Annotated in this window: 28 protein-coding genes and 1 tRNA gene; 15 read left to right on the top strand and 14 right to left on the bottom strand. The window is 60.6% G+C overall.

From position 1 onward, the window contains the following. On the top strand, nt 1-234 hold the full coding sequence (locus OOT33_RS06790; RefSeq protein ID WP_051035681.1) for a helix-turn-helix domain-containing protein: 234 nt from the start codon (nt 1-3) through the stop codon (nt 232-234). A gap of 549 nt (nt 235-783) precedes the next feature. On the opposite strand, the gene OOT33_RS06785 is transcribed toward OOT33_RS06790, so the two are convergent. Then, the gene (locus tag OOT33_RS06785; protein ID WP_307749243.1) at nt 784-1668 is read right to left on the bottom strand and encodes a LysR substrate-binding domain-containing protein; all 885 of its coding nucleotides are present in this window, start codon (nt 1666-1668) and stop codon (nt 784-786) included. A 92-nt stretch (nt 1669-1760) separates the two neighbouring features. On the opposite strand from OOT33_RS06785, the gene OOT33_RS06780 reads away from it, so the two are divergent. Next, nucleotides 1761-3260 (top strand): CoA-acylating methylmalonate-semialdehyde dehydrogenase, encoded by a 1500-nt coding sequence (locus tag OOT33_RS06780; protein WP_307749242.1) that lies wholly within the window; start codon nt 1761-1763, stop codon nt 3258-3260. Nucleotides 3261-3584: 324 nt separating this feature from the next. On the opposite strand, the gene OOT33_RS06775 is transcribed toward OOT33_RS06780, so the two are convergent. From OOT33_RS06775 to OOT33_RS06760, 4 genes are all read right to left on the bottom strand, one after another. Continuing rightward, nucleotides 3585-4541: a Gfo/Idh/MocA family oxidoreductase gene (locus OOT33_RS06775; protein WP_307749241.1), complete on the bottom strand. Its 957-nt coding sequence runs from the start codon at nt 4539-4541 to the stop codon at nt 3585-3587. Between the two features lie 66 nt (nt 4542-4607). After that, on the bottom strand, nt 4608-5633 hold the full coding sequence (locus tag OOT33_RS06770) for an amidohydrolase family protein (RefSeq protein WP_307749240.1): 1026 nt from the start codon (nt 5631-5633) through the stop codon (nt 4608-4610). Beyond that, nucleotides 5630-6502: a DUF1932 domain-containing protein gene (locus OOT33_RS06765; protein ID WP_307749239.1), complete on the bottom strand. Its 873-nt coding sequence runs from the start codon at nt 6500-6502 to the stop codon at nt 5630-5632. Before OOT33_RS06765 ends, OOT33_RS06770 begins: the two co-directional genes overlap by 4 nt. A gap of 59 nt (nt 6503-6561) precedes the next feature. Next, complete coding sequence (locus OOT33_RS06760; RefSeq protein ID WP_307749238.1) at nt 6562-7707, bottom strand: LysR substrate-binding domain-containing protein; 1146 nt, start codon at nt 7705-7707, stop codon at nt 6562-6564. Nucleotides 7708-7803: 96 nt separating this feature from the next. Here OOT33_RS06760 and ligK point away from each other — a divergent pair, with 96 nt between their 5' ends. The 5 genes from ligK to OOT33_RS06735 all read left to right on the top strand — a co-directional run bounded on the left by ligK (nt 7804) and on the right by OOT33_RS06735 (nt 11774). Then, nucleotides 7804-8478 carry a 4-carboxy-4-hydroxy-2-oxoadipate aldolase/oxaloacetate decarboxylase gene (gene ligK / locus OOT33_RS06755; RefSeq protein WP_307749237.1) on the top strand — a complete coding sequence of 225 codons (675 nt, stop codon included), beginning with the start codon at nt 7804-7806 and terminating at the stop codon, nt 8476-8478. Next, nucleotides 8471-9541 (top strand): 4-oxalomesaconate tautomerase, encoded by a 1071-nt coding sequence (locus OOT33_RS06750; protein ID WP_307749236.1) that lies wholly within the window; start codon nt 8471-8473, stop codon nt 9539-9541. Before ligK ends, OOT33_RS06750 begins: the two co-directional genes overlap by 8 nt. Then, the gene (locus tag OOT33_RS06745; protein WP_307749235.1) at nt 9538-10437 is read left to right on the top strand and encodes an amidohydrolase family protein; all 900 of its coding nucleotides are present in this window, start codon (nt 9538-9540) and stop codon (nt 10435-10437) included. The genes OOT33_RS06750 and OOT33_RS06745 overlap by 4 nt, the downstream gene beginning before the upstream one ends. Nucleotides 10438-10510: 73 nt before the next feature. Then, nucleotides 10511-10930, top strand: a complete 420-nt coding sequence (gene ligA / locus OOT33_RS06740) for a protocatechuate 4,5-dioxygenase subunit alpha (RefSeq protein WP_307749234.1) — start codon at nt 10511-10513, stop codon at nt 10928-10930. 1 nt (nt 10931) lies between these two features. Continuing rightward, entirely contained in the window at nt 10932-11774 is an 843-nt protein-coding gene (locus tag OOT33_RS06735) for a class III extradiol dioxygenase subunit beta (RefSeq protein ID WP_307749233.1), read from the top strand. Between the two features lie 268 nt (nt 11775-12042). On the opposite strand, the gene OOT33_RS06730 is transcribed toward OOT33_RS06735, so the two are convergent. Continuing rightward, nucleotides 12043-12912, bottom strand: coding sequence for a LysR family transcriptional regulator (locus OOT33_RS06730; RefSeq protein ID WP_307749232.1), 870 nt, complete (start codon nt 12910-12912; stop codon nt 12043-12045). A gap of 95 nt (nt 12913-13007) precedes the next feature. Here OOT33_RS06730 and OOT33_RS06725 point away from each other — a divergent pair, with 95 nt between their 5' ends. The 4 genes from OOT33_RS06725 to OOT33_RS06710 all read left to right on the top strand — a co-directional run bounded on the left by OOT33_RS06725 (nt 13008) and on the right by OOT33_RS06710 (nt 18165). Continuing rightward, a complete protein-coding gene (locus tag OOT33_RS06725; protein WP_373690509.1) occupies nt 13008-14177 on the top strand; it encodes an isovaleryl-CoA dehydrogenase in 1170 nt (389 codons plus the stop codon). 2 nt (nt 14178-14179) lie between these two features. Next, a complete protein-coding gene (locus OOT33_RS06720) occupies nt 14180-15769 on the top strand; it encodes a carboxyl transferase domain-containing protein (RefSeq protein WP_307749230.1) in 1590 nt (529 codons plus the stop codon). Nucleotides 15770-15856: 87 nt separating this feature from the next. After that, a complete protein-coding gene (locus OOT33_RS06715) occupies nt 15857-17713 on the top strand; it encodes a biotin carboxylase N-terminal domain-containing protein (RefSeq protein WP_307749229.1) in 1857 nt (618 codons plus the stop codon). Beyond that, entirely contained in the window at nt 17713-18165 is a 453-nt protein-coding gene (locus tag OOT33_RS06710; RefSeq protein WP_307749228.1) for a MaoC/PaaZ C-terminal domain-containing protein, read from the top strand. The genes OOT33_RS06715 and OOT33_RS06710 overlap by 1 nt, the downstream gene beginning before the upstream one ends. Nucleotides 18166-18214: 49 nt before the next feature. Here the strand turns inward: OOT33_RS06710 and OOT33_RS06705 are convergent, their stop codons facing one another. Genes OOT33_RS06705 through phhA form a run of 5 tightly spaced genes read right to left on the bottom strand, consistent with a single transcriptional unit; the run spans nt 18215 to nt 22057 of the window. Beyond that, entirely contained in the window at nt 18215-18514 is a 300-nt protein-coding gene (locus tag OOT33_RS06705; RefSeq protein WP_307749227.1) for a 4a-hydroxytetrahydrobiopterin dehydratase, read from the bottom strand. Continuing rightward, the gene (locus tag OOT33_RS06700; RefSeq protein WP_307749226.1) at nt 18511-19521 is read right to left on the bottom strand and encodes a fumarylacetoacetate hydrolase family protein; all 1011 of its coding nucleotides are present in this window, start codon (nt 19519-19521) and stop codon (nt 18511-18513) included. The genes OOT33_RS06705 and OOT33_RS06700 overlap by 4 nt, the downstream gene beginning before the upstream one ends. Then, on the bottom strand, nt 19518-20063 hold the full coding sequence (locus OOT33_RS06695; RefSeq protein WP_307749225.1) for a VOC family protein: 546 nt from the start codon (nt 20061-20063) through the stop codon (nt 19518-19520). Before OOT33_RS06695 ends, OOT33_RS06700 begins: the two co-directional genes overlap by 4 nt. Continuing rightward, nucleotides 20060-21151, bottom strand: coding sequence for a 4-hydroxyphenylpyruvate dioxygenase (gene hppD / locus OOT33_RS06690; RefSeq protein WP_307749224.1), 1092 nt, complete (start codon nt 21149-21151; stop codon nt 20060-20062). Before hppD ends, OOT33_RS06695 begins: the two co-directional genes overlap by 4 nt. Nucleotides 21152-21175: 24 nt before the next feature. After that, nucleotides 21176-22057, bottom strand: a complete 882-nt coding sequence (gene phhA, locus OOT33_RS06685; protein ID WP_307749223.1) for a phenylalanine 4-monooxygenase — start codon at nt 22055-22057, stop codon at nt 21176-21178. 194 nt (nt 22058-22251) lie between these two features. Here phhA and maiA point away from each other — a divergent pair, with 194 nt between their 5' ends. The 3 genes from maiA (at nt 22252) to OOT33_RS06670 (ending at nt 24614) form a co-directional block, all read left to right on the top strand. Beyond that, on the top strand, nt 22252-22902 hold the full coding sequence (maiA, locus tag OOT33_RS06680; protein WP_307749222.1) for a maleylacetoacetate isomerase: 651 nt from the start codon (nt 22252-22254) through the stop codon (nt 22900-22902). Continuing rightward, the gene (locus OOT33_RS06675; RefSeq protein WP_307749221.1) at nt 22899-23369 is read left to right on the top strand and encodes an Lrp/AsnC ligand binding domain-containing protein; all 471 of its coding nucleotides are present in this window, start codon (nt 22899-22901) and stop codon (nt 23367-23369) included. Before maiA ends, OOT33_RS06675 begins: the two co-directional genes overlap by 4 nt. 246 nt (nt 23370-23615) lie before the next feature. After that, complete coding sequence (locus OOT33_RS06670) at nt 23616-24614, top strand: aldo/keto reductase (RefSeq protein ID WP_307749220.1); 999 nt, start codon at nt 23616-23618, stop codon at nt 24612-24614. A 14-nt stretch (nt 24615-24628) separates the two neighbouring features. Here the strand turns inward: OOT33_RS06670 and OOT33_RS06665 are convergent, their stop codons facing one another. After that, entirely contained in the window at nt 24629-25159 is a 531-nt protein-coding gene (locus OOT33_RS06665; RefSeq protein WP_307749219.1) for a hypothetical protein, read from the bottom strand. Between the two features lie 91 nt (nt 25160-25250). Further along, nucleotides 25251-25397: a hypothetical protein gene (locus OOT33_RS06660; RefSeq protein WP_307749217.1), complete on the bottom strand. Its 147-nt coding sequence runs from the start codon at nt 25395-25397 to the stop codon at nt 25251-25253. Nucleotides 25398-25569: 172 nt separating this feature from the next. On the opposite strand from OOT33_RS06660, the gene OOT33_RS06655 reads away from it, so the two are divergent. Continuing rightward, complete coding sequence (locus tag OOT33_RS06655; RefSeq protein ID WP_307749216.1) at nt 25570-26046, top strand: TonB-dependent receptor; 477 nt, start codon at nt 25570-25572, stop codon at nt 26044-26046. Between the two features lie 265 nt (nt 26047-26311). Here OOT33_RS06655 and OOT33_RS06650 read toward each other — a convergent pair. Beyond that, nucleotides 26312-26387 (bottom strand) — tRNA-Lys (locus tag OOT33_RS06650). Between the last annotated feature and the right edge of the window lie 18 nt (nt 26388-26405).

Below are 26405 nucleotides of genomic sequence, written 5' to 3'. Positions count from 1 at the left end.
ATGTCGGCCCGGCAGCCTGCAACGAATGGCGACGACGCGCCCCCGATTGGGCCGATAAGCGTTCGCATTCCCGACGCAGTACGGATGACGGGGCTCAGCAAATCCAAGATCTACCAGCTCATCGCTTCCGGCGACATCGAGGCAGCCAAGGTCGGCCGTGCAACCGTGGTGTTTGTCGATAGTCTGCGGTCCTTTCTGCGATCACACTGTAAACAGCCGCGTTCTCGGGCGTAGCAGGGATCGCGCATGTCGGCCTGTCGATATTTCGGCACGGCCTGTCGCGAAGGGGTAAAATTGGGGGTGGATTGAGCGGAATTATCGGCACGACGATCAAGAACGTTGTTATAAATCAGTATCTTATGTTTTTCGTGTGAATCCCTCCTCCGCTACCATTTTGATAGCCCCCTTCAGTGAACCCGTCCAGGCGAGTGTCGACGCATGCTGTCATGCGTCCCTCGTCGACAAGGGACGGCACTCCACATGCCGAACAAACCCACGAACCATCGCCTTTCCCGGGTCTCTCGCGAGTCAATCGTGCCGGCTCCACAGACCATCGCCGGTTTCCAGGATCACGATTGGGGCGCTACTGTTGCGTGGCAGGCCTCGCAAACGCGACCGGACTGTCAGCCATTTTTGTTGTCGGCGGGCGACACTGGCTCCCACAGGAATGCCCTTATCAGGTGAACTCGCTGATAATCGATTTCCAGGCACGCGTGTTGTCGAAAACGTATCTTGACTGGCGCGCATGAATGATCCGGCGCCGCTCCAACATCCAAATCAAGGCTAAAACCTCAGTTCGCATTCACGCACGGCCTCGCTTAAAAATTCTGACACCGCTCGGACGCGCGGGTCGCGTTGCAGGTCTGCGTGCATCACCAGCCAGTAGCTTCTTTCCGCGTTGATTTCGGTGGGCAGGATCCGCTGCAGGCGAGGATCCTGATCCGCCGCCAATCGGTGCAACATGCCCAGCCCCAGCCCGGCTGCAATAGCGGCATGTTGCGCAGCGCTTGAACTCGATCGAAAAACGGAGATTGCCCCCGGCACAGCCGTATCCAGGACGTTCATCTCAGGATAGTCCAGCAGCTCGTCAATGTACGAAACGAAACAATGCTCGCGCAATGCATCGACCTCGATGACGGCGCCATGGCGCTCCAGATAGGCCTTTGCGCCATAGAGCCCGATATTATAGTCGGCCATCTTGCGAACGACCAGCCGCCCACGTGGTGGAGGCCGCAGGGCAATCGCCACATCTGCCTCCCGCTTGGAAAGGCTGACCGACCGGCTTTCCGGTGCAAGCTCCAGCGTTAGTCCGGGAAATTGCGCACGAAACTGGTGCATTCGGGGTGCGACGACCCAGGTTCCAAATATCTCTGGCGTGGCAAGGCGTACGACGCCCGTTGGAGCTGTCGCACGGCCCGTAACGCTCATGGCAGCGGCGATGAGTTCTTTCTCGATCCGCTCGGCGTGAGCGATCAGCGGCCCGGCCGCGCTGGTCGCTGTCAGCCCACGGGGCGAGCGATCGAACAGCCGTATGTCAAGTTGATGCTCCAGCGCTGTCAGGCGGCGCGACACGGTGCTGTGATCGATCCCGAGGCGCCGCGCTGCGCCGACGGTGCTACCGGTCCGAATGATGCCAAGAAAAACGCGAAGGTCGTCTGAACTGAGCATACTCTTCTCTGCACAACGGATTGGCAATATTAGGCCTGTTTTCGCAAAGCTTCCACCTCTATCTTGAGCATCTCATCATTGGGAGAGACTCCATGCGCCGCATCACACACTTCATCGCCGGTGAGGCTTATTCCGCCAACACTTCCCGAACGAGCGACGTTTTCGACCCATCCACGGGCCAGGTCCAGGCACAGGTGGAACTGGCCGATGCTGCCGTGCTCAGCCAGGCCGTCCAGAACGCCGTCGCGGCACAGCGCTCCTGGGCGGCGATGAACCCGCAGCGCCGGGCCCGCGTCATGTTCCGCTTCAAGGAGCTGATTGAAAGCAACATGGACGAGCTCGCTCATCTGCTCTCATCCGAGCATGGCAAGGTTATTGCGGATTCGAAGGGCGACATCCAGCGCGGACTCGAAGTTGTCGAGTTCGCCTGCGGCATCCCGCATTTGCTGAAGGGCGAGTATACCGAAGGCGCGGGCCCGGGAATAGACGTTTATTCGACACGTCAACCGCTGGGCGTCGTGGCGGGGATCACGCCGTTCAACTTTCCTGCCATGATACCGCTCTGGATGGCGGCGCCCGCGATTGCGTGCGGCAACGCCTTCATCCTCAAGCCATCGGAACGCGATCCCTCTGTGCCGATGCGGCTTGCCGAACTGGCGATGGAAGCCGGGCTTCCGGAAGGCATTCTGAATGTCGTTCATGGAGACAAGGAGATCGTCGACGCGATCCTCGACCATCCTGATATAAAGGCGGTCAGTTTCGTCGGCTCTTCCGACATCGCCAACTATGTCTATGGTCGCGGAGCGCAGAACGGCAAGCGCGTACAATGCATGGGCGGCGCGAAGAACCATGGCATCATTCTACCCGACGCCGACCTCGACCAGGCGGTGGCCGACATTATCGGTGCGGCCTATGGTTCCGCCGGCGAGCGCTGCATGGCTCTCCCGGTCGTGACGCCGGTCGGTGACGCCGTCGCCGAGGAACTGCGCAAGCGACTCGTGAAAGAAATCGCATCGCTGCGCGTCGGCATCGCCACTGATCCGGATGCCCATTACGGGCCTGTCGTCGGCGCCGCCCATAAGGCGCGGATCGAAAACTATATTCAGATGGCAGCCGACGAGGGAGCGGAAATCGTCGTCGACGGGCGGGGCTTCTCGTTGCAGGGTTACGAAGACGGCTATTTCCTCGCGCCGACATTGATCGATCACGTGAAGCCCGACATGAAGTCCTATCAGGACGAGATATTCGGGCCGGTTCTCCAGATCCTGCGCGCGCAAACACTCGAGGAGGCGCTGAGCTATCCAACGCGGCATCAATATGGCAACGGTGTCGCGATCTTTACCCGTAACGGCGACGCCGCCCGGCAGTTTGCATCTCAGGTTGAGGTGGGAATGGTTGGCATCAACGTACCGATCCCCGTGCCTGTCGCCTATCATTCCTTCGGCGGTTGGAAGCGGTCGGGCTTTGGCGACCTTGATCAATATGGCATGGACGGCGTCCGCTTTTACACGCGCACGAAAAAGATTACCCAGCGCTGGCCCTCCGGCGGCGCCGTGATCGATCAGAGCTTCGTCATTCCGACGATGGCCTGAATATCGGACCAGCGGAGGCGACTTGAGGATCGTCTCCGTTGGTCCAACGATAGGATGTCAACAGTGCCACACACGCGCCAATGCTTATGTGCAGCGCTGCCCCTACCAACGCTGCCTGATCTTGCCCCACCACATTAGCGTGCGACATTATAGCGGATCGTTCGCAAACGTGCTGAAGGTTTCGCCTTCCTGACGCGGGTACGCCACGAGGGACATCAGCGTGCCATTGTCACGGCAGGCACCTCGGTCATGGAACAATCGCAGTGCCTTCGCCATCTCCTGATACCGTTCTGCTTAAGCGATCTTCCAGACCGGCGCGGAATGCTATGACCACCCGTCCTGTTCCTCAAGGTCTCGCGCCAGTTTCGCGATAACCCGATAGCAGTCCAGCACGCTGGCGACGGATGCGTTCGGTTCCCGGCCCTCGCGGATCGCGGCAATGAATTCGCGGTCCTGCAGTTCGATGCCGTTCATGCTGACATCGACCTTTGAGACGTCGATCGGCTGCTCCTTGCCGTCGACCAGATCGTCGTAACGGGCGATATAGGTCGCATTATCGCCGATGTAGCGGAAAAAGGTTCCAAGCGGCCCGTCATTGTTGAAGGAGAGCGACAGGGTACAGATGGCGCCGGTCTCGCTCTTGAGCTGGATCGACATGTCCATTGCAATGCCGAGTTCCGGATGCTTCGGCCCCTGCATGGCGCGGGCGTCAACGATCCGCCCGGCCTGGTACGCGAACAGGTCGATCGTGTGCGCGGCATGGTGCCAAAGCAGATGGTCGGTCCAGCTGCGCGGTTCGCCTTTTGCATTCAGATTCTTGCGCCGGAAGAAATAGGTCTGCACGTCCATCTGATGTACCGAGAGCTCACCTGCGACGATCCGGTTGTGCACATATTGGTGCGAGGGATTGAAGCGGCGCGTGTGCCCCACCATGCATACAAGGCCGGTTTCCTTCTGCTTGGCCAGTACCGCCTCGGCGTCAGCCCAGCTATCGCACAGAGGGATTTCAACCTGAACATGCTTTCCGGCATTCATGCAGGCGATTGCCTGCCCGGCATGCTGCGATGTCGGCGTGCACAAGATGACCGCATCGACATCGTCGCGCGCCAGCGCATCGGCAAGATCGGTCGAGCTGTGTTTCGCGCCGTATTTTTCGGCGACCACCGCCGCCTGCTCTGCCCTCCGGCTGATGACGGAAACGATCTCGACCCCGTCGATGTTCTTCAGGCCGTCCAGGTGCTTTTCGCCGAAAGCTCCGGCGCCTGCTAGAGCGATCCTCATGATATTACCTCCGATAGTTTGACTTGTAGGTCGGCAGCCAATCCGCAATGCGCTTATAACGCGCGGTCACAGGCCGCGGGCCTTCAGCGCAGAATCGAGACGCGGAAAGACGCGCCGTGCGTTGCCTTCATAGATGGCGTGGCGGCTTTGCTCGCTGAGGCCGAGTGCATCGACATAGCGTTTTGTGTCGTCGAAATAATGGCCAGTGGTGGGGTCGATGCCGCGCACCGCGCCTACCATCTCGCTGCCGAAAAGGATGTTCTTGTGCTCGATCACATCGGCGAGAAGATCAATCCCCGGCTGGTGATACACGCAGGTGTCGAAATAGATGTTGTTCATGAGATGGCTTTGGAGGTCGGGCTTTTTCAGCATGTCGGCCAGCCCGCGATAGCGGCCCCAGTGATAGGGCACCGCACCGCCGCCATGGGGAATGATGAACCGCAGCGTCGGAAAGCGACTGAACAGATCACCTTCCAGAAGCTGCATGAAAGCAATGGTATCGGCAGCAATATAATATCCGCCGGTGGCGTGCATTGCCGGGTTACACGAGCCAGAGACATGGATCATCGCGGGAACATCAAGCTCACACATCTTTTCGTAGAATGGGAACCAGTATTCGTCGGTCAGCGGGGGATGCCGGAAATGGCCACCGCCGGGATCGGGATTGAGATTACAGCCGATGAAGCCCAGCTCGTTGACGCAGCGATCCAGCTCGACGATCGAACTGGTCATGTCCGCCTCCGGCGATTGCGGCAACATGCACACGCCAGCAAAGACGTCGGGATAAAGACCGACGACCCGGGCAATAAGATCGTTGCACACCTGCGCCCACTTTACCGCCACGGTCTGATCGCCGACATGGGGCGCCATCGCGCTGGCACGGGGTGAGAAGATCGTCATGTCCGCGCCGCGTTCCTTCAACAGGCGCAACTGGTTGGTCTCGATCGTTTCCCGGATCTCGTCGTCGGTGATGACGGGGTAGGGTAGGGCAGGGGTGCCAGCCTTGAACGCCGCCTTCTGGCTTTCTCGCCACGCATCATGGGCTTTGGGCAGCACCGTGTAATGCCCGTGACAGTCGATTATCATGGTCATGAACCGTGCTCCCCTTCATTCGGGCTGGCTATCGGCTTACCCGCCTGCATTTGTTGCCGCCGGACGGTGCCGGTGGTCATTATAGGTTCAACGCCGATATCTCTCAGCATGCTCACGGCCTCTTCCATCTCGGCGGCACGACGAACTCCGTGGGTTGCCATCCGTTCGATGTTGTAAGCGGCGCGGTCGAACCAGCTGTCTCGCCGTTCGCTTGCATCGAGAGACGCGAGCACAGCGTCCGTCACACCCAAGGCATTTGCGCCGAGCAGCATTTCCGCTGTCAACGCCTCCAGCCCTTTGACCATCACCGAACGCAGCAACTTGATGGCGGAGGCGCGCCCAATATCATTGCCCGCGATGCTGATGGTCTCGAACCCTGCCTGACGCAGGAGAAGTTCGGCCTGCGCTGAAGCCTCGCCCGAAAGCAGCAAGGGCACGGACAGGCGGGCAGGATGAACCGGCGCAAGAACCGCTGCATCGACATAATGTGCGCCGGCAGCCTCGATCATTGCCGCTGCCGCCCGTTTCGTCTCGGGCGCGACGGAGTTCATGTCGCACCAGATGGCACCGGGAGCGAGTAAGGGCGCATAATCGCGCGCGGCCTCATAAGCGCTTGTGGCGGTCACCAGAGAAAGCACCAGCCGCGCATGGGCAAGCGCTTCCTGCGCACTGCGCGAGACAGGTAGGCCGTCGACCACCATCGCGGCACGCCGGTCGTCCTTAAGGTCCCAGCCGCGGGCATGGTTGCCCCATGCGCCCGCGATGGCAAAGGCCGACCCGGCTTCTCCATATCCAATGACGGCCAACATCATGCCGTCATTCTGCGGCGAACCCGCATGATCGGGAAATTGAAACCGTTGTGTTGTCATAAGTACAGGCTAATCTATCATTTCTTGGCTAACCGTTGGCACCGGCCGGTATGACGCCCCTAACCTGCAACAGCACGCTCAAGACAAGCGACGAACTCTGCATGAACCTCCGTCGGTGTCCACGACGCGCGAGTCGTCAGGGCAATGTTGCGGCCGAGATCGGCAGGCAGATCCATGATCCTGGCCAGCCATCCTGCCTCGAGCTCGACCTTGACCTGGTCGGGCGAAGCGAGGGTCAACATGTCGCTATCCATCAGCAACTGCCTGATCGTCATCATGGACCCGGATTCGATAGGAACGGCGGGCAAGGGCAGTCCATGCCGCTCGAACATGGTCTGCCATAGCGCGCGCAAGGGCGCTCCGCTGGCCGCAATCACCCAGGGAAAGTTGACCAGATCTTTCATGTTGGCAGCCGTCCCGTCGAGAGCGTGGCCCTTGCGGGCAATGACGATGAGCCGGTCCCGGAACAGCGCGCGCTCCAACAGATCCGGCTCCATCAGCGGATCGCGCTGGGCGCCGATCATCATGTCCAGCGCTCCGTTGCGAAGCGGCTCGACAAGCTCGGCTCGGGAGCCTTCCACGATGGAGATACGGACTTGTGGACGAGCTTTGAGAAAGCCGATGACCGCTGCCGGCAGCACCCTTGCGCGCGACAATGGCATAGCGCCCACTGATATGCTCCGGGTTTCGTGCCCCTTTAGCGCTTCCAGTTCGGCCAGCCCCGTTTCCAGCTCCACCTTGGCAAGGCGGAACGCCCGGGCGAGCCTGGTTCCTGTTTGAGTGAGGCGCACCATCTTGCCGCGCCGCTCTACCAACGTGCAGCGCAACACCAGCGCCAGATCGCTGACCGCGCGGTGGAGCGAGGGAGAGGCGAGACGGGCGGCTTGGGCCGCACCGATGTAGCTTCCCGCATCCGCCAGCGCGATGAGCGCCCGAAAGCGCGACATGGTGACATGAGGGCTGGCGATATGCGCCAGCGCTGCCTCGACACGGGGAAGGAAGACGGCCGCCGCCGGCGTTTGCGTCATTCCGTTGTGACGCCGTTCGAACAACGTGACGCCGAGCATGTTTTCGATCTGGCTCAGCGCCTGGGTTATCGCCGGTTGCGAGAGATTGACGGCCTGGGCCGCGGCATTCATCGTTCCAAACTGGCCGATTTTTGCTACAGCCCGCAAATGGCGCAGATTGAAATCCCAGACGGTCACAACGCCATCTTAGCAAGATCTAATAGCTTTGCCAGACATATGTTTTTCCCTTTCCCGCGTTCCCGGGCAAGCTAAATGAAACGAGAGAGGCAATATATGACCGGAATAGTCGTCCAGAACATCGAGCGCGCCGATGCTGATGTGATAGATGGGTTAGCCCGATGCGGGGTTGCGACGGTGCACGAGGCTCAGGGGCGCACTGGTTTGCTGGCCAGCTATATGCGCCCGATTTATGCCGGCGCGCGTATCGCTGGGTCGGCCGTGACGATCAGCGCACCGCCCGGCGATAACTGGATGGTTCATGTCGCGATCGAGCAGTTGCGCGAAGGGGACATTTTGCTTCTCGCCCCCACAAGCCCCTGCGAGGACGGCTATTTTGGTGATCTTCTCGCAACTTCGGCGCAGGCGCGCGGATGCCGGGGGCTGGTGATTGATGCGGGCGTGCGGGACGTGCGCGATCTGACGGAGATGCAATTCCCCGTCTGGTCCAAGGCAATCTATGCCCAGGGTACGGTCAAAAACACGCTCGGCAGCGTCAACGTCCCTGTCGTTTGCGCCAACGCGCTCGTCAATCCCGGCGATGTGATCGTTGCCGACGATGATGGGGTGTGCGTTGTGCCGCGCGCCAATGCGCAGGCCGTGCTTGAAGCCGCACAGGCCCGTGAAGCGAACGAAGGCGAAAAGCGCGCCAAACTTGCGTCTGGGGTGCTCGGTCTCGACATGTACAAGATGCGCGAGCGGCTGGCGCAGCAAGGGCTGAAATATGTCTGACCCGCTTGCCTCAGGTTCCGCACGTTGCATGTGGATGCGGGGCGGCACGTCCAAGGGCGGGTTTTTCCTCAAGGACGATCTGCCAGCCGACCCGCAGGCGCGCGATGCGTTCTTGCTGCGGGCGATGGGGTCTCCCGATGTGCGTCAGATCGATGGCATGGGCGGGGCGGATCCCCTGACCAGCAAAGTGGCAGTGGTGAGCAAATCCACGCGTGCGGGTGTCGATGTCGACTATCTGTTCCTTCAGGTTTTCGTCGATCAGGCTGTGGTCAGTGACGCGCAGAATTGCGGAAACATGCTGGCTGCCGTCGGCCCGTTCGCGATTGAGCGCGGGCTGGTGGCTGCATCTGACCCGGAAACACGCGTGACCATCTGGATGGAAAATACCGGGCAGGTTGCCCTCGCGACGGTACAGACGCCGGACGGCGAGGTCAGCTATACGGGTGATGCTGCCATTGACGGCGTGCCGGGCACGCACGCCCCGGTCCCCATAGAGTTTCGCGATACCGCCGGATCCAGCTGCGGGCAGCTTCTTCCTACGGGCCGCCCCGTCGACATCATCGAGGGTGTCGCCGTTACCCTCATTGATAACGGCATGCCTTGTGTTGTCATCAAGGCATCCGACGTCGGCATCACCGGCTATGAAGATCGGGAGAGCCTCGACGCAAACATGGATCTTAAGAGACGCATCGAGGCCATTCGCCTCGTGGCGGGGCCGATCATGAATCTGGGCGACGTTACCGCAAAAAGCGTCCCCAAAATGATGCTGGTCGCCCCGCCGCAAGCAGGAGGGGCGATCTGCGTCCGCAGCTTCATTCCGCATCGCGCCCACGCGAGCATCGGAGTTCTGGGGGCCGTGAGCGTCGCGACCGCTTGCCTCATCGAAGGATCGCCTGCGGCTGATGTCGCCAGCATTCCGGATGGCGCTCGCAAGGCACTTTCGGTGGAGCATCCTACCGGCGAGCTGACCTGCGTGCTGGAGACGGATGCGAGCGGCGCCGTCACCTCTGCAGCCTTGCTGCGCACTGCCCGCAAGCTGATGGACGGAGAGATTTTCGGATGAGCGCTCGCATACGATCATGGCATTCGGCGCCATCCCGGCCGGGTTATGTTCCTCCGGCTGGGGCGATTGATGCCCATTGTCATGTCTTTGGCCCGATGAGCGAGTTTCCGTTCAGTCCCAAGGCGAAATACCATCCGCAGGACGCCGGCCCGGACATGCTGTTCGCCCTGCGAGACCACCTCGGCTTCAGCCGTAACGTGATCGTGCAGGCGAGCTGCCATGGCACCGATAACGGCGCAACTCTGAACGCGATCGCGAAATCAGACGGGAAGGCGCGGGGGGTTGCCGTCGTTGATCCGGATATCTCGGATGAGGGGCTCGCCCAACTCCATGAAGGCGGGATTCGGGGGGTACGTTTTAACTTTCTGAAGCGCCTGGTGGACGACGCCCCCAAGGACAAGTTCATCGAGGTGGCGAGGCGTCTTCCCGCTGGATGGCATGTCGTCATCTATTTCGAGGCGGACATCCTGGAAGAGCTGCGCCCGTTCATGGACGCGATCCCGGTGCCGCTTGTGATCGACCATATGGGGCGGCCCGATGTCTCGCAGGGGCCAGATGGAGAGGATATGAAAGCCTTCCGTCGCCTGCTTGATAGCAGGGGGGATATCTGGTTCAAGGCGACCTGTCCGGATCGGCTCGATCCCGGCCAAAGCCCATGGGACATGTTTTCTCATGCTGTTGCCCCTCTGGTAGAGGCATATCAGGATCGGGTTCTGTGGGGCACGGATTGGCCGCACCCCAATATGGAGAGCAACATCCCGGACGATGGAGATATCGTCGATATGATTCCCCGGATTGCGCCGACTGCTGCGCTTCAGCACAAGCTGCTCGTTGCAAATCCGATGAAGCTGTATTGGCCAGAGGAACTCGGCAGTCGAGAAAGGTCGAGTGTCTGATGTTCCGGGTGTCTGGACCCCTTTATACGTTTGACGCACGGTGCGTTTCGCATCCATTGCTGGAGAGAATTGAATGACAGCTACGCGGGGACAGCAGGACATCCATGGGTATCTGGCGGAATTCGATGATATTCCGGGCACGCGCGTTTACACGGCGGCGCGTGCCCGCAAGGGATACTGGATCAACCAGTTTGCGATGAGCCTGATGAAGTCGGAAAACCGCGCGCGGTTCAAGGCGGATGAGCGCGCCTATCTGGACGAATGGAAACTTTCGGAGGAGGCGAAGGAAGCGCTGCTCAGCCGCGATTATAACCGCCTGCTCGATCTGGGGGGCAATATCTATTTTCTCTCCAAGCTGTTCTCTACCGATGGCCTAAGCTTTGCCGAAGCGGTCAGCACGATGACCGACATGACCTTCCCGGAATATCGCGAAATGATGAACAACGGCGGCCGCAGTCCCGAAGGCGTACGCTCGATCAAAGGAAAATATTGATATGGCGCGTATCACTGCCGGTATCGGCTCCAGCCACGTTCCGCTGCTCGGTGTAGCGGTCGATCAGGGCAAGACGGGTGACGCGTATTTCGGCCCGATCTTTCAAGGCTATGAGTGGACAAGGAAATGGCTGGAAACGACGGCCAAGCCGGACGTGGTCATTCTGGTCTACAACGACCATGCATCGGCCTTCGATGCCAATATCATACCCACCTTCGCGATCGGCTGTGGTGAGGTTTACAAATCGGCGGATGAGGGCTGGGGCCCGCGCCCCGTCCCCGATGTTGAGGGCCATGCCGACCTGGCCTGGCACATAGCCCAGAGCCTCATCCTCGAGGAATTCGACATGACCATCATCAACGAGATGGATGTCGACCACGGCCTCACCGTACCTTTGTCGATGATGTTCGGCACGCCGGCGGCCTGGCCGGTCAAGGTGGTGCCGCTGGCGGTCAATGTCGTGACCTATCCGGTTCCTTCGGGCAACAGATGCTGGGCGCTGGGCGAAGCAATCGCCCGCGCGGTGGAGAGCTTCCCGGAAGACCTCAACGTCCAGATCTGGGGAACAGGCGGCATGAGTCACCAGTTGCAAGGGCCGCGCGCGGGCCTGCTCAACCGGGAGTGGGACAACAGGTTTCTCGACCTTCTCGAGAGCGAGGGCGATGCGGCCCGGCACATTCCACACATCGAATATCTGCGGGAAACGGGCAGCGAGGGTATCGAAATGGTCATGTGGGTCATCATGCGCGGTGCACTGGGGCATGCCGTCACCCCGCTCCATCGGCACTATCATATTCCGTGCAGCAATACGGCCATCGGACATATCGTCCTCGAACCAGCTTAGGGGCCTGTTAGGATTGAGCTCAGACGGCCCCTGAACGGGGATTGTTCTGAGCTCTAAAACCCTTGGTTTTGATTGGGATATGTGATTTCCGGTTTCCGTGATTTCATGGGATGACGGGATGGCACCGCCGGATGCTTGAGCCTGATGAGTGACCTGCTCGGCTGAGCGGCCATTGCGGTCAGCTGAAAGCATTTTTCGCATTGTGGATCGTAAGCAGTTCCGGCCGGATGCCGATCTTCACCAGTGACACCTTCCCGACACCATGCTTTCACTGCTCTGATAATTCGCGAAGTGCTGTCACCAGCCGCGATATCGCGCTCGATTTTTCAATCAGGTCGTTTCGCTCTTTGCTTTGGAAAAAGCATATGGTTCGCGTTTTGGTAAAACCCGCCATAGACACCATCGCCATACCGGCCTGAGCGAAACTCGAGGGCATGACCGTAATCCCCAGTCCGCTGCGGACATAGGCGATCGCGCGCTCCTCGTCTGAAGTTCGAGCCGCCATGAAGGGGCGTATCCCGCGACTGGTAAAATACTGGCTGACCTCTGCCAATGCCTCGCAATTCCGCCGCACGAACATGGTTTCCCCAGCTACGGCATCGGCACTTACGACCTTTTCCGAAGCCAGCCGGTGGCCAATCGGGAATGCCAGCGCATAGCCTTCTTCGAAGATCTTCGTGCCTTCAGAAGAGCCGGGGACCCTCAGCCCGATAGCGGCGTCGATCCGCCCACGGTCGAGCAGGGCGGGCAGGTCTCGTGCGCGGGCATCGACAATTTCGATCCGTTCTTCCGTCGATCCGCATGCTGCACTGACGAGAGATTGCACCCAGGATGCAGGAAGCGCCGTCATGATGCCTATGCGAATGGTCGCCGTGGGCTTGTCTGCGCGGGCCGCATATTCGGCTTCCGTGAAATCCGCTTCGATACGCCGGGCGTGGGGCAGAAAGCGCACTCCGGCAGGAGTAAGCTCAACGCGCCGGTTTGTGCGCTCGAACAATTTTCGATCAAGCGCTTCTTCAAGTTTGACTATCCCCACGGACAATGTCGGTTGAGACACCCGGCAATGGCGGGCGCCCGCCGAGAAATTGCCGTGATCCACGACCGAGAGGAAATAGCGGACAAGATACCGATCTATCATAGACACCGTCTATGATTATTATGAATCGAACGCAACTTCCTTGATGGCTATGCACTGTGCTATCTGGTGCGGTAACAGGATGAGGGAGAGGAATGATGGCGGACCTCGCTTTCGGGCTGGGCGAGATGGCGGATACGATCCGCGCAACAACGTCCCGTTTCGCCGCAGACCGCATTGCACCCCTCGCAGCGCAAATTGATGCGGACGATAGTTTTCCGCGTGAACTCTGGCCCGAAATGGGCGTTCTGGGCCTTCACGGCATCACCGTCGAGGAGGAGTTCGGCGGGCTGGGCCTTGGCTATCTCGAACATGTTGTGGCGGTGGAGGAGATCAGTCGCGCATCGGCATCCGTCGGTCTGTCCTACGGTGCGCATTCCAATCTATGCGTCAATCAGATCCGCCGCTGGGGCACTCCCGATCAGAAGGCGAAATATCTGCCCAAGCTGGTTTCGGGCGAACATGTCGGCTCACTCGCGATGTCGGAGGCCGGGGCAGGCTCAGACGTCGTTTCCCTCAAGCTGCGCGCCGACAAGGTGGATGGCGGCTATCGTCTTAACGGTACTAAATTCTGGATTACGAACGCACCCTATGCCGATACGCTGGTCGTTTATGCCAAGACTGCGCCGGACGCCGGGTCGAAGGGGATCACGGCCTTTTTGATCGAGAAGGGCTTTGCGGGCTTTTCCATCGGGCAAAAGATCGAGAAGGTGGGGATGCGGGGCTCGCCTACCGCCGAGCTCGTTTTCGATGATTGCTTTGTGTCTGATGCCCAGGTTATGGGCCCGATCGACGGCGGTGTGAAAGTCCTCATGTCGGGATTGGACTATGAACGGGTCGTCCTGTCGGGGATTCAGCTCGGCATCATGCAGGCCTGTCTCGATGTCGTCATCCCCTATGTCCGCGACCGAAAGCAGTTTGGCGTGCCCATCGGGTCTTTCCAGCTGATGCAGGCGAAGGTCGCCGACATGGCGGTCGCCTTGAGCAGCTCTCGGGCCTATGTATATGCGGTCGCCAAAGCCTGCGATGCCGGCCAGACCACGCGCCACGACGCGGCGGGGGCAATCCTTCTGGCGTCCGAGAATGCCGTGAAAGTGGCTGGAGAGGCCATCCAGGCTCTCGGTGGCGCTGGCTACACCAGGGATTGGCCTGTCGAACGCTATTGGCGGGATGCCAAGTTGCTCGACATTGGTGCGGGGACCAACGAGATTCGCCGGATGCTGATAGGCCGCGAGCTTATCGGTGCCGAAGCTTTCAGGGGGCAGTAATCATGCTTTCGACGATGATCGATCCGGCATCGGAAACCTTCAAGGCGAATTTCGAACTGAACAAGAGCCTGGCGGCAGAGCTGCGTTCGAGAATGGAAACCACCGCGCTGGGGGGCTCGGCCGCACATCGTGAGCGCCATGTCGCTCGCGGCAAGCTGCTTGCGCGTGACCGCGTTCATCGGCTCCTCGATCCCTTGTCTCCTTTCCTGGAGGTCGGCGCACTTGCCGCCAACGGGATGTATGATGATGGTGCTCCCGGTGCAGGCCTGATCACCGGGATCGGGCGGGTTTCCGGCCGCGAATGCATGATCGTCGCCAACGACCCGACCGTTAAGGGCGGCGCCTATTTCCCGATGACGGCCAAAAAGCATCTCCGCGCGCAAGAGATCGCGCGTGAAAACCATCTTCCCTGTATCTATCTGGTCGATTCAGGCGGCGCCAACCTCCCGCATCAGGCGGAGGTATTCCCCGATCGCGATCACTTCGGACGCATCTTCTACAATCAGGCGCAGATGTCTGCGGAGGGCATTCCCCAAATTGCCTGTGTCATGGGCAGCTGCACCGCTGGCGGCGCGTACATGCCCGCCATGTCGGACGAAACCGTCATCGTTCGCAATCAGGGCACGATCTTCCTGGCGGGGCCGCCCTTGGTGAAGGCCGCGACCGGCGAGGTCATCACCGCAGAGGAGCTGGGCGGTGCGGAGACCCACGGACGGCGGTCGGGTGTGGTCGATCATGTCGCGGAAAATGACGAACATGCGCTGCTGATTGTCCGCGACATCGTCGCGACGCTCAATCGGCCCAAGACTACCGATATCGTCCTGGCCGATCCCAAGCCTCCCAAGTTCGATGCAGAGGAACTCTACGGGATCATACCGCAGGATGTCCGCGCGCCTTATGATGTGCATGAGGTGATCGCGCGGATAGTCGACGGTTCGGAGTTCCATGAGTTCAAAACGCTTTACGGAACCACGCTTGTCTGCGGTTTCGCGCGGATCTGGGGCATGCCGGTGGCGATCCTGGCCAACAACGGTGTGCTGTTTTCCGAGTCTGCGCAGAAAGGTGCGCACTTCATCGAATTGGCCTGCCAGCGGCGGATACCGCTTCTGTTCCTCCAGAATATTTCCGGTTTCATGGTGGGCGGCAAATATGAGGCCGAGGGCATTGCCAAGCATGGTGCCAAGTTGGTCACCGCCGTTTCGACGGCGAGCGTGCCTAAGCTCACCGTCTTGATCGGCGGTTCCTTTGGCGCCGGCAACTATGGCATGTGTGGTCGGGGCTTTCAGCCGCGCTTCCTCTTCACATGGCCCAACGCGCGCATCTCGGTGATGGGCGGAGAACAGGCCGCTTCGGTGCTGGCTACCGTTCACCGTGACGCCGAGACGTGGACGGACGAAGAGGCCGAGGCTTTCAAGGCTCCTATCCGCCAGAAATATGAAACTGAGGGCAACCCATATTACGCAACGGCGCGGCTGTGGGACGACGGCGTGATCGACCCCGTGCAGACGCGTGATGTGCTGGGGCTTGCCCTCTCAGCGACGCTGAACGCGCCGATCCCCGAGCGCGCGCAGTTCGGCCTCTTCCGAATGTGACCTGGATGGCGAGACCGAATGTGCCTACCCAAGCTGAGACCACCCACCACGTGACAATAATTGCGGCGGGACACGCGGAGTGAACAGATGATCAAGAGTCTTCTTATCGCGAACCGTGGCGAAATCGCGCGCCGCATCATTCGAACGGCCAGGCGCCTGGGGGTCCGCACTATTGCGGTGCATTCTGACGTCGACGCCCGGATGCCGTTCGTGCGCGAGGCCGACGAGGCCGTCTGCATCGGTACGGCGCTCGCCAAGGACAGTTATCTTCGGCAGGACCTCATCATCGAAACCGCGCTGGCAACCGGCGCAGAGGCAGTTCACCCCGGCTATGGCTTCCTGTCGGAAAATGCAGAGTTTGCTGAAGCGGTCGTCGCGGCGGGGTTGATCTGGGTCGGGGCGCCGCCCGCGAGCATTCGCGCAATGGGCCTGAAGGACGCCGCCAAACAGCGGATGATCGCCGCAGGTGTCCCTGTTACTCCCGGATATCTTGGAGAAGACCAGTCGTTGAACCGGCTTCAGAAGGAAGCGGACTCGATAGGCTATCCCGTGCTGATCAAGGCCGTCGCGGGCGGCGGCGGCAAGGGCATGCGCAAGGTGGATAGCGCCGCGGAATTCGCCGAGATGCTCCCCAGCTGCCAACGCGAAGCCGCCGCTTCGTTTGGCGACGATCGGGTGCTGATCGAGAAATATATCCTCTCTCCCCGCCATATCGAAGTTCAGGTCTTTGGCGACACGCTGGGCAATGTCGTTCACCTGTTCGAGCGCGACTGCTCGCTGCAGCGACGGCACCAGAAGGTGATTGAAGAAGCGCCTGCTCCGGGGATGGATCCTGTCACCCGCGCAGCGGTATGCGATGCTGCGGTCAAGGCGGCGCGGGCGGTCGACTATGTGGGTGCCGGTACGATCGAGTTCATTGCCGACGGATCAGAGGGTCTCAAGCCCGATCGTATCTGGTTCATGGAAATGAACACCCGGCTCCAGGTCGAACATCCCGTAACGGAGGCGATCACGGGGCAGGATCTGGTCGAGTGGCAGTTGCGCGTTGCCAGCGGCGAGCCTTTGCCCAAGAACCAGGACGAACTCGCAATCACCGGCTGGGCGATGGAAGCGCGGCTCTATGCAGAGAACCCGATGACCGGCTTCCTGCCATCGACCGGGCCGCTGGAAAGGCTCCGTTTCCCCGATGGTGTCCGCATCGACAGCGGGGTCGAGGAGGGTGGGGAGGTGACGCCCTTCTACGACCCGATGATCGCAAAGGTCATCGTTCACGCCGATGGACGCGAGCGCGCGGCCAATGCGCTTTCAAAGGCCTGTGCAGACGTTCAGGTCTGGCCTGTCAAGACGAACGCGGCCTTTCTCGCGCGCGCCGCGCGCCATCCGGACTTCGTGAGCGGCCACGTCGACACGGGTTTCATTGAGCGGCACAGCACACAGCTGATCCCGACCGGGGAGCCGTCTGAGCGTGTTCTCCAGGCCGCTGCGCAATGTCTTGTCGCGCCGGAGTCGAGGGATCCATGGGCTTCGCTCCACGGCTTCCGGGCGAACGCCGCGCCCGACCGTCGCGTTGAGGTCGAAGTGGCGGGCAAGGCCTATCTGGTAAGTGTCGATGCAACTCCAGCGGACGTGCGGCGAGCGGACGGCATTCTGTTCCTTGATGGCGAAGCCTGGCCTTTCGGCCCCCGGCGCGCGGATGCAGCGACAGGCGGGGGCGCAGTAGGCGACGGCGCCATAATGGCACCAATGCCCGGGCGCGTCATCGCGGTTGCGGTCGAGGAGGGGGCGGCGGTCACCAAGGGGCAGCGGCTCGTCGTGCTCGAAGCGATGAAAATGGAGCAGGCCCTGCTAGCCCCCTTCGACGGTGTTGTCGCAGAATTGAAAGTGGCGGAAGGGGCGCAGGTTTCGGAAGGAATGCTGCTGGTCCGCATTGAAGGAGTCGCCTGATGGCTGGACGCTATTTCGATGAATGGGTTGTAGGAGACCGGCTCGTCCATGATATCCGGCGAACGGTCACCGAGACGGACAACCTGCTCTTCTCGACGATGACGCATAACCCGCAGCCCCTTCATCTGGATATCGAGGCGGCCAAGGCCAGCGAATTCGGTCAGATACTCGTCAACAGCACGTTTACCTTCTCGCTCATGATCGGCCTGTCGGTAGGCGACACGACGCTGGGCACATTGGTAGCCAATCTTGGCTACGACAAGGTTGTCATGCCGAATCCGGTCTTTATCGGCGACACATTGCGCGCCGAAACCGAGGTGGTCGCCTGCAAGGACAGCAAGTCGCGCCCCACCGCCGGGATCGTCACCTTTCAGCATGTGTTGCGCAACCAGCGCCATGAGATCGTCTGCCAGTGCCTGCGCCCCGCGTTGCTGCATCGAAAACCGGCGTAAGGTGGCGCTCGCGGTTGTTGTCCCCGTGACAGGCGGAGCAGGACGGGGGTTAGACGGTGAGCAAGGCTGCGAGATCTGAAACTCTCTTCGCGAGCTTGACGTCTCGCTCCGACAAGCCATTTACATCATGTGTGGTCAGCAGGATGGTGACGCGACCGTACACATTGGACCATTCGGGGTGGTGATCCGCTTTCTCCGCTTCGAGCGCGACCGCCGCCATGAAGGCAAAGGCCGTGATGAAATCCGGAAAGTCGAAGGTCTGCACAACCGCATCCCGCTCCGGCTCGTGTCTCCAACCGGGAAGTACGGCCAGGGCCGCTGTGCGCTCCGCGTCATCGAGCCGTCTCATGTCGCTCCCTCAACCGTCTGTTCGATCGCACCGAAAATGGAGCGGCCGGTCTCATCTTCCATCCAGATGCGGACAGCATCGCCATGCTTGAGGAAAGGCGTTGCAGGAGCGCCGTCGCGAATGGTTTCGACCATCCGCACCTCGGCAATACAGCTGTAACCCAATCCACCATCGGAGACCGGCCTGCCCGGGCCGCCATCCGCGTCGCGATTGGAAACCGTGCCGGAGCCGACGATCGTGCCGGCACCGAGCGAACGGGTCTTGGCGAGATGCGCGATGAGTGTGCCGAAGTCGAAGGTCATGTCGGTCGCCGCGTCCGCGCGCCCAAATGGCCGGCCATTAAGATCGACGTGGAGCGTTCCCGAAAGTTTGCCGTCCGCCCAGCGTTCGCCCAGCGTATCGGGTGTGACGAACACGGGCGAGAGCGCGCTGGCGGGCTTTGACTGATAGAAGCCGAAACCTTTGGCCAGCTCCGCCGGAATCAGGTTCCGGAGTGACACGTCGTTCACCAGCCCGACAAGGCGGATCAGGCTGCGCGCTTCCTGCGCCGTTACGCCCTGCGGTATATCGTCGGTGACGACGACTATCTCCGCTTCCATGTCGCAGCCCCAGGCCTCGTCGGCCAGCGGGATGGCGTCGCACGGCCCCAGGAACCGGTCGGAGCCACCCTGATAGACGAGCGGATCATGCCAGAAGCTTTCGGGCAGTTCCGCACCGCGTGCGCGGCGCACCAGTTCGACATGGTTCACATAGGCCGAACCATCCGCCCATTGATAGGCGCGGGGAAGCGGGGCAGCGAGCGCCGCTTGGTCGAGCGGCTGCCCTACCAACGCGCCGCAGGCAAGCTGATCGGCGAGCGCCCTCAACTTCGGCTCGCAGGTCGCCCAGTCGTCCAGCGCTGACTGCAGGGTCGGGGCGACGCCGATGGCGTCAGCGTAAGTGGAAAGATCGTCGGACACGACGATCAGGTGGCCATCACGACCATGCTTGAGGCTGGCCAGCTTCACGCTTCGGGCGCCTTGTGCAGCCATTCGGCATGTTTGGGCGCACGCTTGGTTCGGCTCCATTCCTCCAGCATCAAGGGCGCGACACGCTTGAGTTCCGCATATTGCTCGGCCGTTCCGATGTTGCAGGCCAGCTCCACGCGATGGCCGTTGGGATCGAAAAAATAGATCGACTTGAAGATGCCGTGCCAGGTCGGACCCAGCACGTCGATGCCTTGCGCTTCGACATGCGCCTTGGCGGCAAGCAGCGCGGCTTCGTCCTCAACCTCGAAGGCGAGGTGCTGCACCCATGCGGGCGTGTTGGGGTCGCGGCCCATCGGCTGCTGGTTCGGCAGCTCGAAAAAGGCGAGTACATTGCCGCCGCCACAGTCGAGGAAGACATGCATATAGGGGTCATGCTCGCCGGTCGAAGGCACCTTGTCCTCGGCAAAGGCTGTCGTGTAGGTCATGCCGAGCACGCGGGCATACCATTCCACAGTCTCCTTGGCGTCGTTGCAGCGATAGGCGACATGATGGATGCGCTTGAGTTCGGGAGGGGAGGTCATGCTGCTTCTCCGGTCTTCAGCGCCCCGCGCCGCAGTTGGTCACGCTCGATGCTCTCGAACAACGCGGTGAAATTACCCTCGCCGAACCCCTCGTCCTTCTTGCGCTGGATGAACTCGAAGAACACCGGACCGATCTGTGTTTCGGAGAAAATCTGGAGCAGCAGGCGGGGATCGCCGTCCGTCGTCGAGCCATCGAGCAGGATACCGCGCGTCTGCAGTTCGGCAACCGGCTCGCCATGGCCGGGCAGACGCTCTTCCAGCATCTCGTAATAGGTTGCGGGCGGCGCCGTCATGAACGGTGTGCCCAGCGCCTTCAGTTGGTCCCAGGCGGCAATGAGGTCATTGCACAGGAAGGCAATGTGCTGGATGCCCTCGCCATTGTAAGCCCGCAGAAACTCCTCGATCTGACCGCCTCCGGCCTTGCCTTCCTCGTTGAGCGGGATGCGGATCTTGCCGTCTGGCGCGGTCATCGCCTTGCTCGTCAGGCCGGTATATTCGCCCTTGATGTCGAAGTAGCGGATCTCGCGGAAGCCGAAGACGCGCTCGTAGAAGCCCGCCCAATGCGCCATGCGGCCACCATAGACATTATGGGTCAGGTGATCGATGATCTTGAGACCCGCACCGACCGGATGCGTGTCGACGCCCGGTTCATACACAAAGTCGATGTCATAGATCGAGAGCGCGCCGTCACCGTCCTCATAGCGGTCGATCAGGTAGATGATCGAGCCGCCAATACCCCGGATCGCGGGAAGACGCAGCTCCATCGGGCCGGTTCTGACCTCGACCGGCTCCGCGCCGCGTTCGATAGCCAGTGCATACGCCTTGGCCGCGTCCTTCACCCGCCAGCCCATGCCGCAGGCCGACGGGCCATGCTCCGCCGCAAAATAGGCGGCGGGGCTGCGCGGCTCGTAGTTGGCGATGAGGTTGATCCCGCCCTGGCGCCACAGCTGTACATCCTTCGACCGATGCCGGGCGATCAGGGCAAAGCCCATGGCGGCGAACACCGGCTCCAGCGCGCCCTTTTCCGGGGCGCTGAATTCCACGAACTCGAAGCCATCGAGGCCAAGGGGATTTGCGAAACTGGTCATGAGCAGCATCCTTCCCGGAATTTCTTAGCGGAGCCAGTGCGCCGAAGGCGTCTTTAGAGTTGATTTTGCATAGGCCTGCGTGCCTGTATGGATCACATTGTCCGTGGGCAGCAGGACGCCCACATCGATGGGTTCGTGCCCGCGCAAGCACTCATAGATCGGGCCAAAGTCGGCATCGCGGGTTTGCCGCAGCAAGTCCTCAAAGCTGTCGATGACGAAATAGTTCTGTTGGTAATCATCGATCCTGTAGCAGGTGCGCATGACGCGCTGGAGGTCGAAGGCGATCCGGTGCGGAGACGGATCGTCGAGCGCGAACACGCTTTCGCCATAGGACGATACAATGCCGGCACCGTATAGCTTCAGATCGCCGCCGTCGCGGATGAGCCCGAACTCGACCGTATACCAGTAGAGACGCGCCAGTGCTTCGATCATGCCCAGGCTGGCGGCGCGCAGCCCGCCTTCGCCATAGGCCTGCATATAATCGGCAAAGACCGGATGGACGAGAAGCGGCACATGCCCGAACACATCATGAAAGATGTCGGGTTCCTGCAGGTAATCGAGCTGTTCGGGTGTACGAATGAAGCGACCCGCCACAAATCGCCGGTTGGCCAGATGCTCAAAAAACATCTCGTCAGGCACCAGTCCGGGTACTGCGACAACCTGCCACCCGGTCGCGCGCGTCAGCCGCTCGTTCAACTCGTCAAAGTCGGGGATGCCGGGCTTCGTCATGCGCAGGACGTAAAGCCCCTCCATGAACGCCGGAACGACGCGCGCGGGCAGCATTTCCGTCTGTCGCGCGAACAGGCGATCCCACATTTCATGTTCGGCAGCGCTATAGGAACCCCAATCTTGGGCAATAGTCCAATCCATGGCCGCTCCGGGTGGAGGTTGGCTGCTGTTTCCCATGATGCGAACATAGCATATCCTGATGAATTATTGTTTCAGATATCACGAATAATGAGGTATCATCGATAGATATGGATCATAATTGAGGGATTTATGATGAATCTTCGTCTCAACGTCTCGCGCCCTGTTATTGAGTCTGGCTGCCAGAGAGTAATCAGGAGCTCTCGAGTCGGGTTCGATGGAAGCTTCCAGTCATGAGCATCGTTCTTCATGGCTACTGGCGCTCTTCCGCGTCCTACCGGGTGCGTATCGCGCTCAATCTCAAGCGGTTGTGTTATGAGCAGGTCACGCATGATCTGCGGAGGGGCGAGCATGGCGGGGCGCTGTATCGCGCGATTGCCGCCAACGGCCTGGTGCCGGCAATCGAGGTGGAGGGGCAGCCCCTGACCCAAAGTCCGGCAATTCTGGAATGGCTCGAGGAAAGCTATCCCACTCCACCGCTGTTACCCCATGACCCGATGCAGCGCGCGTTGGTCCGCTCGATGGCATTGATCATTGCCTGCGATATCCATCCGCTCAACAATTTGCGCGTGCTCAAGGCGCTCCGCAGCGAATTCGCCGCATCGGAGCAGGCTGTTCAGGCCTGGGTTGGCCGCTGGATGGGCGAGGGCTTCGCAGCTCTGGAGCGTCTGGTTGGCGAACATGGAAAGGGCTTCTGTTTTGCCGACAGCCCCACCATCGCCGACTGCTGCCTTATTCCGCAGATATACAATGCCCGCCGCTTTGCCATCGATCTATCGGCCTACCCGGCGCTCGTCGCTATCGATGAGCGTTGCAAGACCATTGATGCCTTTGTGCGTGCCGCGCCCGAAGTCCAGCCGGATGCTGATGGAGCGGCCTCGTGACCACAGTTCGAACACTTGATCCGATCGATCGTAAATTGCTGCACGAACTGCAACGGGACGCGTCGATCAGCCACGCCGAACTGGCCGAGCGGGTGGGCGCCTCGACCGCGTCATGCTGGCGCCGCATGCGCGCGCTGGAGGCCGATGGCGTCCTGGGGCGACAGGTGCGCTTGGTCGATGCTGCGCGCGTAGGGCGCGGTGTCAACGTGATCTGTCATATCAAGATCAAGAACCATTCGGCAGAAACTACCGAGGCCTTCGAGGACTTCATCGCATCGCGGGACGAGATCATCGAATGCTATGCGATGTCCGGCGAATGGGACTATATGCTGCGGATTCTTGTGGCCGATGTCGAAGACTATAACCGGTTTCTGATGCGCACTGTGCTGCGACACCCTTCCGTCGAGACGGGATCGTCATACTTTGCCCTTGCGCAAGTGAAGTACACCACAGCGGTTCCGATATAGAGGAAAACGTCGCTTTCGGAGAGGTGTTCAGCGCCATCTCTTGCCAGGTTCTGGGTGGATGATCGCTGCGGCGCAAATAGTCGAAACTCCAGTCGGCATGGGACGGGCCGACATTGCCATAAAATCGGCGGGGGGATATCGGGGTTTGCGGTGAGGGAGAATCCACAAAATGTCATCGGTCGAACAGGTGGTGAGTTGCCATCGCGTGGGCGGTGAATTGGCGGCCAGACGCGCGCAGCAGGAAGGATGGAGCTGATGAGACGACGCGTTGCCGGTCGCGACGTGCACCCCATTGGTCTGGGATGCATGAACCTCAGCTGGGCCTACGGCGGCCCGCCGGTTCATGATGACAAGGTGCGCTTGCTGAATGAAGCGCTCGACCTCGGCTATGATCATCTCGATACCGCGAATATCTATGGCAAGGGTGCGAATGAAGAGCTGCTGGCAGGGGCGGTCATGCACCGGCGCGACGAATTTCTGCTTGCCAGCAAGACGGGCATCATTGTCGACGGGCCGCGCCGAGGCATCGACTGTTCCCCGGCATCGATTTCAGCCTCGCTTGACGAGAGTCTGAAGCGTCTTGGAACAGATCATATCGACCTGTTTTACATGCACCGGTTCGACCCCAAGGTACCGATTGCCGACAGTGTGGGCGCGATGGCCCGGGCTATAGAGGCAGGCAAGATCGGCGCCTATGGTGTCTCGGAATGGTCAGCGGCACATATTCGTGAGGCGCATGCGGTCCATCCGATGGCGGCGGTGCAATCGGAATATTCCCTTTGGTCACGCAACGTTGAGCTGGGCGTGCTCGCAGCAACCAGGGAGCTCGGTATAGCGCTTGTCGCGTTCTCTCCACTGGCACGTGGCGCGCTCGGCGGAGAGTTCAAGGATGTGGGCACGCTGGGGGAGAACGATCTGCGCTTGACCCATCCACGTTTCAGTACGGAAAACTGGCCGAAGAACCTTTTACCCTTAGCCCAGTTTGATGCGCTAGCCGCGAGAGAAGGTTTGAGACCCGCCCAGTTAGCTTTGGCATGGCTGCTCGCACAGGGCGACCATGTGTATCCTATTCCCGGCACTACAAGCGTTGCTCATCTGCGCGAAAATTTCGACGCACTGGCGTGTGAGGTTTCGGATGAAATCCTTAACGAAGCCGGCGCCATCATCAACCATCAAACGATCTCTGGCCATCGCTACCCGGAGGTCATGCGCCACACCATCGATACCGAGGACTTCGGGCAATGATCATTCTCTCCTGCTCAGCGCATGATGGTGCGAGATCGGATCATGGGGCCTTCATTGCCGCAGTTGAGACACGCTCCAACTTCCTGCGCAAATAGATCGGTGCTCAAATCGATGCGCGCCGTGGCGATCGTTTGCAAATCGGCCGCGAGAAATCGCGCGAGACACGTATCGCAAAAGCTCGCGCCGAGCCGTTGCGACAGGAACTGACGAAGTTCATCTGCCAGCTCGGCCGAAGGCCGCGGGCGCGTGTCGCGTTGCCTCGGTCCGCGATCCAAAATCCGTTCGACCAAGGACCGCTGCGCAGTATCGAACGGCTCCTGACGCGCCGCTGCCGCGTTCGCAGCAATCCGGCCCGAGCGCGACGTCGCGGTCAGAACCGAAGAAACACGCGCATCGGAAAGTATCCAGCGTAGAATGGCAGCGCCCCAATCGCCCACTTCAAGCGCGGCCAGTTCATCCGCCGTTGGATCAGCGAGCAGCACGCCCCAGCGCAAAGGCTGCATTACGAGCACCGATATACCTAGCTCTTCGGTAAGCGGCAGCAACCGTTCGGTCGCTTGTGGCCGTCGCGGATTAATTCACGCCGCGCGCGACGGTGCGTTACGAGGTTGCCGATCGGTCGAATGTCTATTTCACCTATTCGCAGGATTTCGATCGGGTTCTTTCAATGCTGCGGCGTCGACAGCCGCCGCAGCCCGGCTCCCAATCCGGCCGGAAACTGTCGATGCTTTCGAAGTCGGCTTTAAAACGGCTCAGCGGGGCGGTCATCGACAGATTGGCCATCCCGGTGCCTTAGCCGATTGTCGAGGCGAGCAGTGGGCGCCAGCCACGGCGCCACTCATTCGTCGGTCCATCCCCCATCGCCCCGCTCCCATGATTATCTGATCAAAGGGCTAGGCCCACCGGCTTCAACTAGCAACCCAACGACTTCATATATTCGCAGATAGCGCGCGATGTGGGGGGCGGCACCGTCGACGGTGCGGACATCAGCTTGGTGTGGCACCATGGTGGCTGGCGGATCGAGGGTGGTGCGCAGGTGCAACATGCACGGCTGGAGAAGTCGTTCGACATACGGGTTCCCGATAACGCCCATTTGCCGGTGGTGCCGGACTTGTCCGGCCGGATCGCGGGAACCCGCGCCCTCTCGTTCGGTGAATGGGCGGGTGAGGCGGGGCTCTTCGTCCGATATACGGGACGGGCGCGCCTAAGCCTCGACCCCGGATTGGACCGCAGGATGGGCGGTTATGCGACGGTCGATCCGTCGCTGTCATTGGGCAGGGGCGGCTGGACCTTCGGAATGTTTGCGAGCAATCTGCTCGACAGCAGCGCCGACAGCTTCGCCTTCGGCAACCCGTTTTCCGTCCGCAGCACACCGCAGTTCACGCCATTGCATCCTCGCAACTTCCAGGTGACAGTTTCCCGGCGATGGTAGGTAAGGGGCAGAGCAAAATGCAAGAACGGCCGACCCAATGTCGTCCCGCTCTCGCCCTTCATGCTGGCGGTGCTCGAAGACGTCCCGCGCCAGGGCAGTTGCGATCTTATATTCACGACCACACGCAACACGCCGATCACCGGCGCCACCAAGATACACGAACCGTTGATGGAGGACTGCGGTAGGCAGTACCTGCGCCGTACAGCGCCAACCATGATGGCCCGCAAAGGTGACGAAATCGCGTGTCGGTAAGCCATTGAAAATATGGTGAGCCCTGCTGGATTCGAACCAGCGACCTACTGATTAAAAGTCAGTTGCTCTACCGACTGAGCTAAGGGCCCGCAGGTGCGCAGCTGATG

Source organism: Sphingobium sp. DEHP117 (assembly GCF_030867385.1).
In the GTDB taxonomy this organism is placed as follows: domain Bacteria; phylum Pseudomonadota; class Alphaproteobacteria; order Sphingomonadales; family Sphingomonadaceae; genus Sphingobium.
This window is presented reverse-complemented; position numbering and strand designations above follow the sequence as displayed.

Coding starts and splice junctions, on each gene's coding strand:
- OOT33_RS06790 (WP_051035681.1), top strand. CDS start 1: ATGTCGGCCCGGCAGCCTGCAACGAATGGCGACGACGCGCCCCCGATT.
- OOT33_RS06785 (WP_307749243.1), bottom strand. CDS start 1,668: ATGCTCAGTTCAGACGACCTTCGCGTTTTTCTTGGCATCATTCGGACC.
- OOT33_RS06780 (WP_307749242.1), top strand. CDS start 1,761: ATGCGCCGCATCACACACTTCATCGCCGGTGAGGCTTATTCCGCCAAC.
- OOT33_RS06775 (WP_307749241.1), bottom strand. CDS start 4,541: ATGAGGATCGCTCTAGCAGGCGCCGGAGCTTTCGGCGAAAAGCACCTG.
- OOT33_RS06770 (WP_307749240.1), bottom strand. CDS start 5,633: ATGACCATGATAATCGACTGTCACGGGCATTACACGGTGCTGCCCAAA.
- OOT33_RS06765 (WP_307749239.1), bottom strand. CDS start 6,502: ATGACAACACAACGGTTTCAATTTCCCGATCATGCGGGTTCGCCGCAG.
- ligK (WP_307749237.1), top strand. CDS start 7,804: ATGACCGGAATAGTCGTCCAGAACATCGAGCGCGCCGATGCTGATGTG.
- OOT33_RS06750 (WP_307749236.1), top strand. CDS start 8,471: ATGTCTGACCCGCTTGCCTCAGGTTCCGCACGTTGCATGTGGATGCGG.
- OOT33_RS06745 (WP_307749235.1), top strand. CDS start 9,538: ATGAGCGCTCGCATACGATCATGGCATTCGGCGCCATCCCGGCCGGGT.
- ligA (WP_307749234.1), top strand. CDS start 10,511: ATGACAGCTACGCGGGGACAGCAGGACATCCATGGGTATCTGGCGGAA.
- OOT33_RS06735 (WP_307749233.1), top strand. CDS start 10,932: ATGGCGCGTATCACTGCCGGTATCGGCTCCAGCCACGTTCCGCTGCTC.
- OOT33_RS06730 (WP_307749232.1), bottom strand. CDS start 12,912: ATGATAGATCGGTATCTTGTCCGCTATTTCCTCTCGGTCGTGGATCAC.
- OOT33_RS06725 (WP_373690509.1), top strand. CDS start 13,008: ATGGCGGACCTCGCTTTCGGGCTGGGCGAGATGGCGGATACGATCCGC.
- OOT33_RS06720 (WP_307749230.1), top strand. CDS start 14,180: ATGCTTTCGACGATGATCGATCCGGCATCGGAAACCTTCAAGGCGAAT.
- OOT33_RS06715 (WP_307749229.1), top strand. CDS start 15,857: ATGATCAAGAGTCTTCTTATCGCGAACCGTGGCGAAATCGCGCGCCGC.
- OOT33_RS06710 (WP_307749228.1), top strand. CDS start 17,713: ATGGCTGGACGCTATTTCGATGAATGGGTTGTAGGAGACCGGCTCGTC.
- OOT33_RS06705 (WP_307749227.1), bottom strand. CDS start 18,514: ATGAGACGGCTCGATGACGCGGAGCGCACAGCGGCCCTGGCCGTACTT.
- OOT33_RS06695 (WP_307749225.1), bottom strand. CDS start 20,063: ATGACCTCCCCTCCCGAACTCAAGCGCATCCATCATGTCGCCTATCGC.
- hppD (WP_307749224.1), bottom strand. CDS start 21,151: ATGACCAGTTTCGCAAATCCCCTTGGCCTCGATGGCTTCGAGTTCGTG.
- phhA (WP_307749223.1), bottom strand. CDS start 22,057: ATGGGAAACAGCAGCCAACCTCCACCCGGAGCGGCCATGGATTGGACT.
- maiA (WP_307749222.1), top strand. CDS start 22,252: ATGAGCATCGTTCTTCATGGCTACTGGCGCTCTTCCGCGTCCTACCGG.
- OOT33_RS06670 (WP_307749220.1), top strand. CDS start 23,616: ATGGAGCTGATGAGACGACGCGTTGCCGGTCGCGACGTGCACCCCATT.
- OOT33_RS06660 (WP_307749217.1), bottom strand. CDS start 25,397: ATGGCCAATCTGTCGATGACCGCCCCGCTGAGCCGTTTTAAAGCCGAC.